The sequence below is a fragment of the Halalkalibacter flavus genome (genome assembly GCF_036663575.1).
GTDB classification, from domain to species: domain Bacteria; phylum Bacillota; class Bacilli; order Bacillales; family Bacillaceae_D; genus Halalkalibacter; species Halalkalibacter flavus.
The window spans coordinates 1-15,938 of the sequence record NZ_JAWRVK010000065.1; the positions used below are offsets into that span (position 1 = coordinate 1).

Below are 15,938 nucleotides of genomic sequence, written 5' to 3' on the forward strand. Positions count from 1 at the left end.
CGGAATTGGCAGACGCGCTAGACTTAGGATCTAGTGTCTTATGACGTGGGGGTTCGACTCCCTTCACCCGCACCATTTTTTGTGCCCTTAGCTCAGCTGGATAGAGCAACGGCCTTCTAAGCCGTCGGTCAGAGGTTCGAATCCTCTAGGGTGCGCCATATATAGCAGAAGTTTAATTTAACAGTTTATACTTTATTACATATTGCAAAATATTTTAAAAAGGATGGGGATAAGAATTTTATCCCTACCTTTTTTCTGTATGGCAAAAAAAACGTTAACTACCAAATTCCTTATATCCTTGAAAATTTCAATGATTCGAATGTGCTGTTTATTTAATACAACAATGGTGTTCATCTTTTTACTGATAAACGGCAATATATTGAGAGATTAGAAAATTAGACATTTTCGAATAATCGACATTTACTCTAAATGATTACGTCTGGTGTTCTGACATTTCGGAGTTGTGGCAAGGGAGAAGCTGCCGTTACAGAAGGAGTGTGATCTAGAAGGGTTCTAAGTGTAAAATTTCCAATAGATATATTCTAAATATATATTTACTGGGACATTATCTGACAAGTTTGCTTACAGCTCTTTTAATGCTTGGTATGATGAACTCAAGTTAAAGAGATGAACAAACAGGAGGTAATAATGATGACAAGTACAGCACTTAGAAACCCTGGATTTTTAACGATGATGGCTCTTACTTTTAAGGTGTTTTTTAATAAATAAGTAGTAAATTTGAAGCTGAGCTCCTTGTTTTGGGGCTCAGCTTTTTTACATTACCCTTCACACCCTCGAAAAAGAGCATTCAAGAGCATATCCAGTTATTTGGGAGGAAAACAAAAGGTCATCAACATGACATACTCTTATCCTATTCAGTCCTTGAATAGTCCGTATTTTCATAATTTACACAATTTGCCTTGAATAGAAATTATGTATAAAGTTAGAAAAGTCTAAAGATTACATAGTCTGCCTAAAATTTCGAAGGTTGAACTAAAAAGGGGAAGCAAGATGAAAGGAACACACGGTCTAAAGAGAAAAAATGTGACAATGAAAAGTACTTTAATGGCGTTGTTCACGACGGCATTGTTACTGATGCTGACAGCTTGTGGGACAGCTGAAGAAACACAAGGTGAAGAGCAAGCAGGAAGTGAAGCTGAGGAGGAAACAACGGAACAAGAAGCAACGGAACCAGCAGAGAAAGAAGAGATTAAAGTGGCTGTCGTACAAGACTACCCGCCATTTGAATATATTGTTGATGGGGATTTAACAGGATTTGATATTGATATTATTGAGGCGATTGCTGATCTGCAAGGGTTAGAAGTAAGCTGGGAGATTATGCGATTTGATGGAATTATTCCAGCGTTACAAGCGAATCAAGTAGATGCGGCGGTATCAGCAATTACCATTCGTGAAGATCGTGCGGAGGTTGTTGATTTTACACAACCATATTTTGAATCTGGTCTATCACTTGTCGTTGCGATAGATAGTGAGATTGAAAGCGTTGAAGGTTTAGAGGGAGCGCAGCTTGTTGCAAAACAAGGAACATCAGGCCTTGAGAAAGCGAGAGAGTTTGCGGAAGAATATGACGGTGATGTAACGGTCCTTCAAGAAGATGCAACGATGTACATGGAAATTGTTTCTGGAAACGCTGATGCGATGATTAATGACTATCCAAGTGTAGCGTACAAAATTGCTCTAGATGGTGACGATTCTGACGTTCGTATTGTAGGTGACCGTTTAACTGGGGAAGATTACGGAATTGCGGTTTCTAAAGGAGCAGATGGTTTGCTTGAGTTAATGGATGAGGGCCTAGCAGAAATTATGGAAAACGGCACGTATGATGAAATATACGATAGCTATTTTGCAGAGTAAGAGATAAGAGAAAGGGTGAGGTGCGACTTTTATGGTCTCACCTTTTTTCACAAAGAGAGGGTGTTGAACAATCGGAACGTTAGAGATCATGATCGATGCCTTACCGGTTCTATTAAAAGGGTTGTGGTGGACTGTTGTCATTACCGTTATTTCTCTTTTAATTGCACTCGTAATTGGATTAGTTTTAGGGTTATGCAGCATTTCAAGAAACAAGCTGCTTAAAACTATTGCAACGATCTATGTGGACATCATTAGAGGAACACCAATTTTGGTACAGATTTTGTTTATTTATTTTGGTTTGCCGGCAGGGACAGGAATTACGATGTCGGCGTTAACGGCCGGGATTATTGCGATCAGTATTAATGCCGGGGCTTACTTAGTTGAGATTTTCCGTGCGGGGATCAACTCGATTGACAAAGGACAAATGGAGGCTGGGAGAACGCTTGGTTTTTCATATGGGGAAACGATGCGACTAATCATTTTGCCTCAGGCTGTCCGTCGGATGATCCCGGCCTTTGTGAATCAGTTTATTGTGAGTATTAAAGACACGTCGCTTCTTTCTGTTATCGGGATTGCAGAATTGACGATGTCTGGTCAGTCGATTTATGCGATGAACTTCCGGGCATTTGAAATTTTAGCGTTAGTCGGTATTTTGTATTTTGTTTTAATTTACGCACTGACGTTATTTTCTCGCTGGCTTGAAAGGAGATTTGATGTCGCATGATAAAAATAGAGAATTTACGTAAGTCTTTTGGGGATTTAGAAGTATTAAAAGATATTAATGCCGAAGTAAAGGAACGTGAAGTCGTCTGTGTTATTGGTCCATCAGGTTCTGGAAAAAGTACGTTTTTGCGTTGCATTAATCGATTAGAAGAGCCGACGGGCGGATCGATATACATTGAAGGAACAGATATCACTGATCCGAAAAACAACATTAACAAAATGCGTCAAAGGCTCGGAATGGTGTTTCAGCAGTTTAACCTCTTTCCGCATATGACCGTGTTGGAGAATGTGACGGTTGCTCCGAAACGTCTAAAAGGAAAAGCGAAGGCAGAAGTGGATCAGCTTGGGAAAGAATTGCTTGAGAAGGTTGGTTTATCAGATAAAGCAGATGTATACCCAGATAATTTATCTGGTGGACAGAAGCAGCGTGCAGCGATTGCGAGAGCGCTCGCAATGGAGCCGAACATTATGCTGTTTGACGAGCCAACCTCGGCATTAGATCCGGAAATGGTCGGAGATGTGTTAGCGGTTATGAAGGATCTTGCTAAAGAAGGAATGACGATGATGATCGTAACCCATGAGATGGGGTTTGCTAGAGAAGTAGCGGACCGGGTCATCTTTATGGACGGCGGGTATATTGTCGAAGAAGGGAAACCTGAAGATTTGTTTGGGAATCCGCAGCATGAACGAACGCAAGCGTTTTTGTCGAAGGTGTTGTAGGTGAATAGGAGAAAAGCTCTGTGGACTAATGTCTGCAGAGCTTTTTGTATTGACTAAGAAATTAAAAAGTACACAAGAGATACATTTTCAGACCTCTTCGATAGCTGCATAAGCCAAATTAACCTCTCATCACTTGGATGAGAGGTTAATTTGTTTTGGGGAGCTTATTGCTCAGTTAACTCATTTACCGAAACACTTTGTTTGCTGCTTGGATTATCTAGTGGATGAACTGTAGCTTGTCCGCTGCCTTGGTCTACATGCTCAATGTAAACAGCTTGACCGTTATACATCACGTTTTTCATTTCTGATGATGAGCAGATTTCTTGTGCGCGCTGTGCGTCCATAATGGCTGCACCTCCTTTGGATTTTTACATTTATACTATTTGTCTTCTGCTCGGAAGATATACGGAATTTGTGGAAATGATTTCTTCTTTTTTTGTGCTGATGCTGGTATGAGGAGCGGATATGTCGGTTGGACAGTATATTGAGGGTTTTGGACAGAATATGGTGTAGTTTCGGACAGAAAGGAGCCATTAAAAGAAGTTACACTAAATTTTAACAATTAGTATTTCGAATAGTTTAATGGCAGTTTTACAAGCTAATAAAAGCTTAAAAAGAAAGGGTGTAAAAAATGAAAAGGCTCGTTCTTATATTTAGTATCATTACCGTACTCTTTATGAGCATTTCTCCTGTTTCCACAGCTGCAGAAAACCATAGCAATTTGTATGATGTAAGAGCAGGGGATACACTTTGGAAGATCGCAAACAAGTATGACACGTCTGTCCGAGAGGTAAAACTAACAAATGGACTGCAATCTGACTTATTATTAGTTGGCCAGAGATTGTTTGTTCCAATGAGGTATGAAGTGGTTGCTGGGGATACATTATGGAAGCTTTCAAGAGCATATAATTCTACAGTTCAAGCAATAAAAGAAACGAATGGATTAACATCGGATGTATTATACATAGGGCAAAAGTTAAAGATTCCTCCTAAGAAATTATCGATGGATGGTCAGTATGTACTTATGACGAGAGAGGAATTTAAAGACTGGTTATTTAACCATGAATTCACGAGGAACATAAGCCTCATTCAACAACACCACACATGGTCACCGGCTTATGGCCATTTTAATGGGAACAATCACTTTTCGTTGCTTAAGGGGATGGAGTATTATCATACGAAAGAAATGGGCTGGGAAAACATCGCCCAAAACATTACTACATTCCCAGACGGAAAAATAGCAGTATCTAGACCATTTAACAGCGCTCCAGATGGCTCGATTGGTCCAAAAGCAAATTCTATTGGATTAAATATCGAACATGTTGGGAATTTTGACTTAGGTAATGATCAAATGACTGCTGAACACAGAGAAACGATTATCTATCTTACGGCATTGCTCTGTATGAAGTTTGGGTTAACTCCTTCTGTTGACAGCATCACGTATCATCGTTGGTGGGATATGAACACAGGGGAGAGAGTGTTGGATCGAAGTGAAGGAGTTTCTGTTAAAACATGCCCTGGTACGGGATTCTTCGGCGGGAATACGACAGAAAGTGCAAAGAACAATTTTTATCCTTTAGTGTCACGTAAAATACAAGAGATTAGAGCAATTTTGAATTAAGGTTAGGAGAAAAGGACATTCATTAGAGTGTCCTTTTAATTTGGACAGTAAATAAAAAATCTCTTCAAATCTTCCGAGTAAAATGCACTTATTTTTAAAGCTAGATACAATAAAATACTTATAATAATAGAAGTGGTTTTGATATTTAATTAATTTAATTAATTTGCATTATAGACCTAATTACACGCTATATCAGGAATAAATACTGTATATACAAGCCTAAAAAACAGTTGACAGCGTTTGCATATAGGTATATTATGATTATAAATTAAATTAATTAACTAATTTGATTTGGTTCTTCAAATAAAGGGGGAATAGTAATGAAAAGGTTTTTAAGTGGAAAGTTATTAATCATTCTTTTATTAGTAGGGTTAGTTGCTTGTGGAAATGATGAGGGATCGGGCACAGCTGGTGACGATACAGAAAGTGCTGCAGGAGGAGAGCAAATCACGTTATGGGTTCCTTTCTCTGGTCCGGATGGTCCAAAAATGCAGGAGATTGTCAATGCGTTTAACGAGTCTCAAGATGAATTCTCTGTAGACTATCAAGTGGTTCCTCAGTCTGAGTATTATACGACAATTGATTTGACGTTAAACGACAATCGTAATGTACCTGATTTAATGGTTATGCATGCTGATCAACTTCTTACTTATGTGGAAAATGACCTTTTGAAAAACTTAGATGAAATTACTGGTGAAACAGTTAATCTAGAAGATTATAACGAGAATGCAGTAGAAGGTGCGATGGTTGATGGAGAGCTATACGGAATTCCGTTGGATATTCACCCGTTAATGTTCTATTGGAACAAAGATCTATTTGAAGCGGCAGGTCTAGATCCTGATGTGCCACCAACAAATCGTGAAGAGTTCGTAGAGTTTGCACAAAAGTTAACGGATGGCAATGGCCAATATGGTTATGTTGTACCAACTTTATGGCCGCAACAATTTATTATGCCGACAATCGTCTATCAAAATGGTGGTAAGTTAATTGATGATGGTCAAGTGCTTTATGATTCAGAAGAAGTAGTAGAAGCATTAGAGTTCCAACGTTCTTTAATTACGGAGTATGGTGTATCACCTTCTGATGTTCAACAAGATGGAGAAGTTACTCTATTCTTACAAGGGAAAAACGCCATGCACATGAACGGCCCATGGATGTTACAGCAATGGGAAGATGCAGGTATGAACTTTGGTGTAGCACCGGTTCCGATGCTAGGTACAGAGCAGCAAGCTGTATTTGGAAACTCACATAACTTTGTTGTTCCAGAAGTAGTAGGGGAAGAAAAGCACGAAGCGATTAAGCAATTTTTAAGTTTTACAGCTGAAAATGGTATGGCTTGGGCTGAATCTGGTCAAGCTCCAGTATCAAAAGCAGTATATGAAAGTGATGAGTTCCAAGAAATGAAACAACAGCCTGAGGTGGCAAAGCAGTTTGATTACACGCATTTCTCACCGCGAGTTCGTAACTGGGGCCAATTATCAGATCCTCTAATGGAAGCGGTTAACGAAGTGCTACTTGGGCAAAAAGAGCCGAGAGAAGCTCTAGAAGAAGCAACAAATCGAGCTCAGCAACGACTTAACTAAACATGGGAGCAGGGTCACCCTGCTCTTTCCTTTTAAAAAATATGGATAATTAATGGAAAAGGAGGGGGATTGGATGAAAAACTCAAAATGGTCACAATTTACCTCGTTCTTATTTGTTTTGCCTTATTTTGTGATGTTTGTATGCTTTCTCTTAATTCCAATCATTTATGGAATATATATTAGTTTTCATAGTTGGGATTTGCTTTCGAAAGATCGACCTTTCGTAGGATTACAAAACTATATTGCTATTTTTGATCCTGGGACTCATCTTAACTCTGTTTTCTTTAATGGGTTATTTAATACATTTAAGTTTGTTATCTTTTCTGTTCCATTATTAGTTGTCATTGGATTGTTATTAGCGCTTTTAGTGACAAACTTACCGAAAAAAGTACAAGGGTTTTTCAGAACGGTTTACTTTATACCATATGTTGTGTCTGTGTCGGTTATCGCGATAGTCTGGCTATGGCTGCTTGATACAAACTCTGGTCTGATTAACGAATATTTGAGTGTATTAGGTCTTGATCCGATCCCGTGGCTGACAAGAATTCCTTATGCATGGATTTCGATTGTCGTTGCTACGCTTTGGTGGACAATTGGATTTAATATGATTCTGTTTATAAACGCATTAAATGAAGTTCCTGAAGAATTATACGAATCAGCATCGATTGATGGTGCTAGCTCATGGAAGAAATTGATTCATATCACATTGCCAACCATTCGACCTGTCATGTTGTTTGTTTTCATTACATCAACGATTGCGTCATTTAATGTGTATGGTCAGCCGTACTTAATGACAAGGGGTGGTCCTGGGAATCAAACAGAGGTTTTACTTATGAGTATTGTTGATGAAGCCTTTTCTCAACGTCAGTTAGGTTCTGCTTCGGCTATGGCGATCTTAATGGCACTCATAATGATTGCCATATCAGTGATTCAATTTAGAATCAATCGAGCAAGTGAAGAAGGCAAGTTTAAAAGGAAAAACAAGAAAGGAGTGGGAGTATGGGCAAAAAGAAAAAATCAATCCTTCTAGTTAGTATAGCTGTAGTGGTCGCGATCCTCTTCTTAATGCCATTATTCTGGATGCTTTCCACTTCTTTTAAAACAGATACAGAAGCATTAACAGGTGGGTTAAATTGGATACCACAAAACTTTACGATTGAAAATTACACATATACGTTATTAGGCGAAGGCTTGAACGTTCCAGTCGTAAGATGGATGTTTAACTCAATTTTCGCTGGTCTTGTTGGAACGATGATCATCGTTTCGATCGATGCGATGGCAGCTTATGGATTGGCGCGGTTAGATGTTCCTTTTAAAAAGTACCTTTTCCCGTTATTTGTTAGTACGTTAATGATTCCGTTTGTGATCACGTTTCTACCAATGTACATGCAATTTAGCAATCTAGGTCTATTAAATACGTATGCGGCTTTGATTTTGCCATATACAGCTAATGCGTTTGGAGTGTTCTTGCTTTATCAATTTTTTAAGACATTCCCGAAAGAGCTTGAAGAAGCAGCGAAATTGGACGGAGCGAACAAATGGCAAATTTTTATCCGTATTGTCGTTCCTTCGGCTAAACCGATTTTATGGACGTTGTCAATTTTCTCTTTCATGATGATTTACAACGATTTCTTATGGCCGCTCGTTGCGACAAGTTCTCCAGAAATGAGAACGATCGCTACAGGGATCGCGGTTATGCAGCAAGGAAGCTTCGTTTCATCATACGGAAAATTAATGGCGTTAACGTCAATTGCAACAATTCCAGCAGTGATCGTGTTTATCATTGGACAGCGCTACTTCATTAAAGGTGTTACACAATCTGGTATTAAGTAAGGAGAGATAACATGAGTACAATTCGAAACGAATATCCACGTCCTCAGTTCGTGCGTAAGGAATGGCTAAATCTAAATGGTGAGTGGGATTTTGCTTTTGACGACAAGAACCGTGGCTTAAAAGAGAAATGGTATAAAGAATTTCCACAATCAATGAAAATCGTTGTTCCTTTTGCTTATCAAACTGAGAAAAGCGGGATTAATGATCATAGCTTTCATGATGTAGTTTGGTATCGCAGAACCTTTACAGTAAGTGAAGATTGGTTAGATCAAGAGTTGATTCTGCACTTTGGAGCAGTTGACTATAAATCTTGGGTTTATATTAACGGGGAGCTTGTGACGTTCCATGAAGGGGGAAATACACCGTTCTCAGCAAATATCACACCACACTATAACAGAGATCGTGAAAATGAAATTGTTGTACGAGTGGAAGACCCGTCAGAAGATGTGACGATCCCAAGAGGGAAGCAATATTGGCATGAGCAATCTGCATCGATTTTTTATACAAGAACAACAGGAATCTGGCAGCCGGTTTGGCTTGAGCCAGTTTCTGAGAAAAAAATTGAAGGCGTACGCTTTACACCGGATATTGATCGAGGAGATATTATTGTCGAATACGATGTACCAAAAGATACGTCATTGACGATTAAGACAACGATCTCTTTTGGTGATCAAGTTCTCGTAGAAGAAGAATCAAAAGTACTAGAATCATATATTAAACGAAGCTATAATTTGCGCAATCGCTTTACGGATCGAAGCAATGTTCATGATGATGGCTGGTATTGGACGCCGGAAAATCCGAATTTATTTGACGTCAATATTAAGCTAGTAAGTGAAGGTGAAGTGCTAGACTCCGTTGATACGTATTTTGGAATGAGAAAGGTCTCGATTGAAAATGGAAAGTTCAAGCTTAACAACAAGCCTTACTTCCAAAAGCTAGTACTTGATCAAGGGTACTTCCCAGGTGCGTTATTAACAGCTCCAACAGATGATGATCTAAAGGGTGACATCTTAGTATCGAAGGAAATGGGCTTTAATGGTGCGAGAAAACACCAAAAAGTTGAAGATCCTCGTTATTTATACTGGGCTGATAAACTAGGGTTTTTAGTTTGGGGCGAGATGGCGAACTGCTCGGAGTATAGTGAAGAAGCTGTCCGCCGAATGGTGACAGAGTGGGTCGATGTTGTCAAACGTGACTATAACCATCCAAGTTTAATCGTATGGGTGCCTTTAAATGAAAGTTGGGGAATCTCGCGTGTTGCTTATGAAAAACAACAGCAAGATCATGCAACATCGATGTACTATTTAACAAAATCAATTGATACGACACGTCCTGTTCTTTCAAATGAAGGATGGGAGCACACAATCTCTGATATTTGCGGAATCCATAACTATAACTCTGCAGAGCATATTAAAAAGTCATATGAAACAGTTGAACGTGCGATCAATACAGAACCGGCAAACCGAGTCATCTACGCAGAAGGGTATGAATATCGCGGCGAGCCAATTCTTATTACAGAGTATGGTGGAATTGCCTATCAAGTGGATGAGCAAGATGGCTGGGGTTATTCATCGGTTAAATCAAGTGAAGACCTGATTGAGGAATACCGTAAAGTCACCGAGGCAATCTATCATTCTGATATTTTACAAGGATTTTGCTATACGCAATTAACGGACGTTGAACAAGAAATTAATGGGCTTTTAACTTACAACCGCGAACCGAAGTGCGACTTAGCTAAAATCAAAGAGATTAATGATCAAAAATAATGACAATCAAGCGCCTTGTGAAATGATAGTACGAAAAAGGGAAAAACGTCCTTTTTCGTACTATCTACAAGGCGTTTCTTTATAACAGAGGAAAGGAGTACTATAATGAAAAAGTGGTTTTTATTATTTGTACTTGGAGGTTTACTCATGACAGGCTGCCAATCTGAAGAAGCAAAAACATATCAAAATCCAGTATTTGAACCGGTTATTGCCGATCCTTCGATTGTTTATGCGCACGATGGATACTTTTATGTGTATGGGACAGAGGATCATTTTGGAGATGAAAGAGGTCAACCGCTGATTCCGATCATAAGATCAAAGGATTTAGTTGAGTGGGAGTATGTCGGAGAAGCATTAGAAGAGAAGCCAGAGTGGAAGGACCAGGGCTTTTTATGGGCGCCTGATATTGTTCACCGAAATGATAAGTATTATTTATATTATGCTGTTTCAACGTGGGGGGACCCAGACCCTGGAATCGGGATTGCAATTTCTGAGAACCCAGAAGGACCGTTTGAGGATCTTGGGAATTTATTTACAAGCTCAGAAATCGATGTTCGTAACTCGATTGACCCAATGTTCTATGAGTATGACGGGAAGAACTATCTATTTTGGGGCAGTTTCCATGGTATCTATGGGGTTGAGCTAAGTGAGGATGGCCTTGAAGTCACAGGGGAAAAGTTTAGAGTAGCCGGGAATGCCTTTGAAGCCCCTTATATTATTGAGCGAGATGGGTATTTTTACTTTTTTGCCTCGCTTGGTTCATGTTGTGAAGGGTTAAATAGTAAATATAGAGTCGCTGTCGGCAGAGCTGAATCAATTGAAGGACCTTATCTCGATAAGGATGGAAACGATCTCCTTGATTCGGAAGGAACACTTATTTTAAAAGGTGAGTCAGAGGAAGATAGCGAGTCAGTGTTTGTTGGTCCAGGGCACAACGCCATCATTACTGATGATGAAGGAACAGATTGGATTGTGTACCATGCGATTGAACGTGACAAACCTTATTTGCCACTCGGGGCAACAAGGCGACCGTTAATGATTGATCCGATTATTTGGGAAGATGGTTGGCCGACAATTAAAGGCTCAATCCCAAGCAGTGAGCCTCAGAAGGCACCTGTTTTTAACGATTAAGTTGGTAGAAAGTTGTTGTTTAAGCAGGCTAACTTATTGACCAACCTTTTGTAATATATGATACTTAAGTTAATTAAACAATTTAAATAAAGAGTCGGAAGAAATAGTTCAAATGTGAATCTAAATTGAAGGCGGATGGATATGGTTTATAAAACAGGTAGTTTCGAAGGGATGAAGTCACTTAATCAATCAACAATTTTAAATTTAATACGTTTAAAAGGTCCAATTTCGAGAGCGGAAATTGCCAAAATTACTAAATTAACACCGCCAACCGTTGGAGGGCTAGTGAATGAGCTTGTAGAAAAAAATCTCATTATTGAACAAGAGGCCAGTAAATCAAACGTCGGTGGAAGAAGACCGATCATGCTTAGCATTAATTCATCTGCTTATTTTGTGGTTGGAGTCTATGCGGCAGCGGAAGTGATTCGGGTCGTCATTGCTACGCTCGATGGAAAAATCACATTTGATTACGTTCAAAAAATAACAACTTTACCGACAAAGAATGAGTTTTTGGCCATGGTCAAAGAAAGCATCCATTATGTACTAACAGAACATGAGGTAGATAAGAAATACATTCTTGGGTTAGGGGTGGCAATGCATGGGCTTGTGAATCCGGATAAGGGAGTGGCGATCTTCTCACCTCACCTGCAGCTTCGAGATGTACCATTAAAGGATGAACTAGAAAGTGAGTTTAACATTCCCGTTATGGTAGAGAATGATGTCCGTGCTTTGGTCATTGCTGAAAACTGGTTTGGCCAAGGACAAGGCGTTTCTGACTTTCTCTGTTTAAGTGTCGGCCGTGGGGTCGGTTCGGGTATTTTTATTAATAATGAAGTGTATCGAAGTTCATTTAATACAGCAGGAGAAATTGGTCATACGATTGTAGATGTTAACGGACCAGTTTGCCGCTGCGGGAACAGAGGATGTTTGGAAGCGTGTGCTTCAGAAACGTCTATTTTAGAGCGCACGCAAGAGGCAATCGAGTCAGGCCGGGAGACGGTCTTGGCGGACTGGACGAACGGTGATAAGTCTATTTTATCAACGGAGTTGGTGTTTAAAGCAGCCAAAGAGGGCGATCAGCTAGCGAGTACGATTTTAGAAGATACGGGTAAGTCGCTTGGAATAGCTACGGCGAACATGATCAATATTCTTAAACCATCTAGAATTATATTAGAAGGTCAAATATTTGAAGGGGAAGATAATCTTGTCATTGATTCGCTGCAGCAAATGGTGAATCAATATATCTTAACGAACTCATCTGAAGACATCAAAGTGGTTTGTTCGAAGCTTGGTAAAAAGGGGATGGTCTTAGGCGCGGTTGCATTGATTATAAACAAAGTCTTTATGCCTGGCGGGGTAAATTAGTATGATAAAGCGGCTTGTGGGAGCAGGTCGCCTTTTTTTAAGTTGATAATAAATTAAATTAATTAATTTGAGAGGAGTTTTTTTTTATGAGAGTGATGAAAGAGTTTTTTGGTATGTTAAATGGGAAAGAGGTCACATCCTTTATTCTCCGTAACAGCAAAGGAATGGAGATGACGTGTCTAAACTATGGAGGAATTATCACAAGACTTTTAACGCCAGACCGCGAAGGAAAAGTAGAAGATGTTGTGCTCGGCTTTGATAATGTTGAAGACTATGAGCGTTACTCTCCTTATTTTGGAACAATTGTTGGTCGTTTTGCAGGAAGAATAAGTGGTGCAGAGTTTGAATTAGAAGGAAAGAGCTACCGTTTGCTGAAAAATGACGGGGAAAACCATTTACATGGAGGGAAGGAAGGATTTAGTCATGTGATTTGGGAGGCTGAGACATTCGAAGCTGAAGATCGAGTGGGTGTGAGATTCAGCTACTTAAGTAAGGATGGGGAAGAAGGGTATCCTGGAAACCTTGATGTGAGTGTCACATATACGCTGACAGAGGAGAATGAGCTTCTTGTAGATTATTTAGCAACAAGTGATCAAACAACGATTGTGAACTTAACGAATCATACGTATTTTAATTTAAGTGGCGACCTGAAAGAAGATATTCTAGACCATACACTTACAATTAATAGTAGTGAGTTTCTAGAGCTAAAACCGGATCTTATGCCAACGGGTGAAAAGCTCCGCGTCGATGATATGCCGTTTGACTTTAGAAATGGAAGAAAAATTAGAGATGGTGCTGTGTCAGAATATAAGCAAAATGTCTTGGCCGGAAGAGGCTATGATCATCCGTTTATGCTGAATGCCAACAATGATCAAGAGATTAAGTTGAAAGATGAGAAGAGTGGTCGTGTGCTAGTTATTGAGACGGATGAGCCTTGTGTTGTTTTGTATACAGGCACTCAGATTGAGGATAATTATGAAGTGAAAGGTGTTCAAGCACGAAAGTATTTAGGACTATGCTTGGAAACGCAAGGAGCACCGGATTCAATTAATCAGCCACATTTTCCTTCGCCAGTACTTCGGGCAGGAGAGCGGTATGAGACTCGAACGCGGTATGCGTTTGGTGTGGAGTAAAAGGTATGCTGATAATGATGGAAGCCTGCTATTACTTTGGTGATAGCAGGCTTTTTACAGAGGGCACTGAAAAAGGTCGGTTTTCACCTTTTTTAGTGCCCTCGAAGCAATGTGCAGAGCCGTTGCAATATTTTAAAAGCCTTCTATGAGTGGTTTTCTCATAGAAGGCGCGCAACGTGCGGCGCCATTGCTACTTAATTTAGTCACTGAAAAAGGTCGGTTTTCACCTTTTTTGGTGCCCTCCTTTTTACACGTTGTGGGGGTTCGGGACAGAAAAATTCGTACTTTTTGGACAGAATCCGATCCAGTTTGGACAGTAAACTGTGTAAGTTGGATAGCATCAATGGGAGGTGCCTATCCTCATTGAGGTGAGGCACCTTGGTTATAAATTGATCTCCGTAATGTCTGTGATCAAATCGTAGAATACATCCTCTTTTTCGGGAAAATGTTGCTCTTTTAAATACTGGTTAATCTGACTGCCGGTAGGCTTTTCTTCTGACTCAACAATAATTCCTTTAAAAGGGATGTTGTATTCTTTTATAATCTCTTCGCCCAATTGCACGGCCCATGTTTTCATATAAATCTCTCCTTTTGATATTGAATATAGGAAGTTTCCCCTATTTATGGATATGTATTCTTAAAAAATGTGTCGAGAGTTCATAAAAAGGTCTAAATTCTATCTACTTAAGTTCATAGATTAGTTACATTTCTTCTGTAAAGTGTAGGACAAGCAGTAAAAGATACTGCAAAAAATGACAAAAGGAGGGAGCGACTTATTCGTTTCGACAACACAGAATGAACATTTGTAACGTAATAGGTAGCCCACCTTAAAAACAATCTTACGCATTAAGGGAGGAAGAAACATGGTGAAAAAGAAAGATATGCAATTGAATAGGAGAAAAAACTCTAAAAAAGTAGTACCTTTCGTGTTATCTACAGCGATGGTGGCAAGTGCATTTGCTGCTGCGGGCGCACCTGTTTCCGCATCGGAATTAGGAAATAACGAAAAAAACCATGGCGAAATCGTTTCAGAAGTAGCCAAAAGCATTCCTGGATCGCCTGAAAAAGGGAAGATCATGCGAGAGGTTGCAAAAGGTAATGATGAAGTATTAGAGGATTTGCTTAACGAGCATTCGGAAGATGGCTTAGATGACAATAGTGATGATGATATAGAAGATGTAATTGATGAAGATGACAGCATAGATGAATCGGCTGATGAGGAAGACGAAATTGAAGAAGCAGATGTCGTAGAAGAAGACGGAACAGAAGAAGAAGAAGAAGAAGCTGAAGAAACAGACGTAGTAGAAGAAGACGGAACAGAAGAAGAAGAAGCTGAAGAAACAGACGTAGTGGAAGAAGACGGAGCCGAAGAAGAAGCAACTGAAGAAACAGACGTAGTGGAAGAAGACGGAGCCGAAGAAGAAGCAACTGAAGAAACAGACGTAGCGGAAGAAGACGGAGCCGAAGAAGAAGCAACTGAAGAAACAAACGTAGTGGAAGAAGACGGAGCCGAAGAAGAAGCAACTGAAGAAACAAACGTAGTGGAAGAAGACGGAGCCGAGGAAGAAGTAATTGAAGAAGCAGATGTCGTAGAAGAAGACGGAATCGAAGAGGAAATGACTGAAGAAGCAGATGTTGTAGAAGAAGACGGAATCGAGGAGGATACAGTTGAAGAAGTAGACGTTGTAGATGAGGATAAGTCTGTTGATGAAGATGTTATCGAAGAAGGAACGGATGTTGAGGTAATAGAGGAAGAGGTTATTGATAACATTGATGACGGCCTAATAAAACATGATGTTGAAAATATTATCTACGAAAACTATCAAACTATTTTTAATCATTACGATCAATTAATTCAATATAAGGGTCAATACATCGAGAACCACCTTCAAAGCATAGAACTAGATACAGTGACACCAGAAGTAGAAGAAGGAATCGAAGAGGAAGCCCCAGTAATCGATGAAGAGGCGCTAGAAGTAGAAGAAGGGATCGAAGAGGAAGCCCCAGTAATCGATGAAGAGGCGCTAGAAGTAGAAGAAGGAATCGAAGAGGTAGAGCCAGTAATCGATGAAGAGGCACTAGAAGTAGAAGAAGGAATCGAAGAGGTAGAGCCAGTAATCGATGAAGAGGCGCTAGAAGTAGAAGAAGGAATCGAAGAGGTAGAGCCAGTAATCGATGAAGAGGCACT

The 15,938-nt window shown here is 39.7% G+C and carries 14 protein-coding genes and 1 tRNA gene; 13 read left to right on the forward strand and 2 right to left on the reverse strand.

What is annotated here, in order from left to right:
* The first annotated feature begins 81 nt into the window (after nt 1–81).
* The 4 genes from SAY88_RS23205 (at nt 82) to SAY88_RS23220 (ending at nt 3,318) form a co-directional block, all read left to right on the forward strand.
* A tRNA-Arg gene (locus SAY88_RS23205) sits at nt 82–158 on the forward strand.
* Between the two features lie 853 nt (nt 159–1,011).
* A complete protein-coding gene (locus tag SAY88_RS23210; RefSeq protein WP_332634697.1) occupies nt 1,012–1,875 on the forward strand; it encodes a transporter substrate-binding domain-containing protein in 864 nt (287 codons plus the stop codon).
* An 88-nt stretch (nt 1,876–1,963) separates the two neighbouring features.
* A complete protein-coding gene (locus SAY88_RS23215; protein ID WP_332634699.1) occupies nt 1,964–2,599 on the forward strand; it encodes an amino acid ABC transporter permease in 636 nt (211 codons plus the stop codon).
* Entirely contained in the window at nt 2,596–3,318 is a 723-nt protein-coding gene (locus tag SAY88_RS23220) for an amino acid ABC transporter ATP-binding protein (protein ID WP_332634701.1), read from the forward strand. Before SAY88_RS23215 ends, SAY88_RS23220 begins: the two co-directional genes overlap by 4 nt.
* A 164-nt stretch (nt 3,319–3,482) precedes the next feature.
* Here the strand turns inward: SAY88_RS23220 and SAY88_RS23225 are convergent, their stop codons facing one another.
* On the reverse strand, nt 3,483–3,662 hold the full coding sequence (locus SAY88_RS23225) for a small acid-soluble spore protein H (RefSeq protein ID WP_332634703.1): 180 nt from the start codon (nt 3,660–3,662) through the stop codon (nt 3,483–3,485).
* A 287-nt stretch (nt 3,663–3,949) separates the two neighbouring features.
* Here SAY88_RS23225 and SAY88_RS23230 point away from each other — a divergent pair, with 287 nt between their 5' ends.
* From SAY88_RS23230 to SAY88_RS23265, 8 genes are all read left to right on the forward strand, one after another.
* Nucleotides 3,950–4,939: a peptidoglycan recognition protein family protein gene (locus tag SAY88_RS23230; RefSeq protein ID WP_332634704.1), complete on the forward strand. Its 990-nt coding sequence runs from the start codon at nt 3,950–3,952 to the stop codon at nt 4,937–4,939.
* A 320-nt stretch (nt 4,940–5,259) separates the two neighbouring features.
* A complete protein-coding gene (locus SAY88_RS23235; protein ID WP_332634705.1) occupies nt 5,260–6,522 on the forward strand; it encodes an ABC transporter substrate-binding protein in 1,263 nt (420 codons plus the stop codon).
* Between the two features lie 73 nt (nt 6,523–6,595).
* Nucleotides 6,596–7,552, forward strand: a complete 957-nt coding sequence (locus tag SAY88_RS23240; protein ID WP_332634707.1) for a carbohydrate ABC transporter permease — start codon at nt 6,596–6,598, stop codon at nt 7,550–7,552.
* On the forward strand, nt 7,522–8,355 hold the full coding sequence (locus SAY88_RS23245) for a carbohydrate ABC transporter permease (protein ID WP_332634708.1): 834 nt from the start codon (nt 7,522–7,524) through the stop codon (nt 8,353–8,355). The genes SAY88_RS23240 and SAY88_RS23245 overlap by 31 nt, the downstream gene beginning before the upstream one ends.
* 11 nt (nt 8,356–8,366) lie before the next feature.
* Nucleotides 8,367–10,121 carry a glycoside hydrolase family 2 protein gene (locus tag SAY88_RS23250; RefSeq protein WP_332634710.1) on the forward strand — a complete coding sequence of 585 codons (1,755 nt, stop codon included), beginning with the start codon at nt 8,367–8,369 and terminating at the stop codon, nt 10,119–10,121.
* A 105-nt stretch (nt 10,122–10,226) separates the two neighbouring features.
* Nucleotides 10,227–11,252 carry a family 43 glycosylhydrolase gene (locus tag SAY88_RS23255; protein ID WP_332634711.1) on the forward strand — a complete coding sequence of 342 codons (1,026 nt, stop codon included), beginning with the start codon at nt 10,227–10,229 and terminating at the stop codon, nt 11,250–11,252.
* 141 nt (nt 11,253–11,393) lie between these two features.
* The gene (locus tag SAY88_RS23260) at nt 11,394–12,617 is read left to right on the forward strand and encodes an ROK family transcriptional regulator (protein ID WP_332634713.1); all 1,224 of its coding nucleotides are present in this window, start codon (nt 11,394–11,396) and stop codon (nt 12,615–12,617) included.
* Nucleotides 12,618–12,703: 86 nt separating this feature from the next.
* Nucleotides 12,704–13,750 carry an aldose epimerase family protein gene (locus SAY88_RS23265; protein WP_332634715.1) on the forward strand — a complete coding sequence of 349 codons (1,047 nt, stop codon included), beginning with the start codon at nt 12,704–12,706 and terminating at the stop codon, nt 13,748–13,750.
* Nucleotides 13,751–14,132: 382 nt separating this feature from the next.
* Here the strand turns inward: SAY88_RS23265 and SAY88_RS23270 are convergent, their stop codons facing one another.
* The gene (locus tag SAY88_RS23270; RefSeq protein WP_332634717.1) at nt 14,133–14,327 is read right to left on the reverse strand and encodes a hypothetical protein; all 195 of its coding nucleotides are present in this window, start codon (nt 14,325–14,327) and stop codon (nt 14,133–14,135) included.
* Between the two features lie 286 nt (nt 14,328–14,613).
* Between SAY88_RS23270 and SAY88_RS23275 the strand changes: the two genes are divergently transcribed.
* The coding region (locus SAY88_RS23275; RefSeq protein WP_332634718.1) for a hypothetical protein at nt 14,614–15,938 on the forward strand (1,325 nt) is incomplete at its 3' end.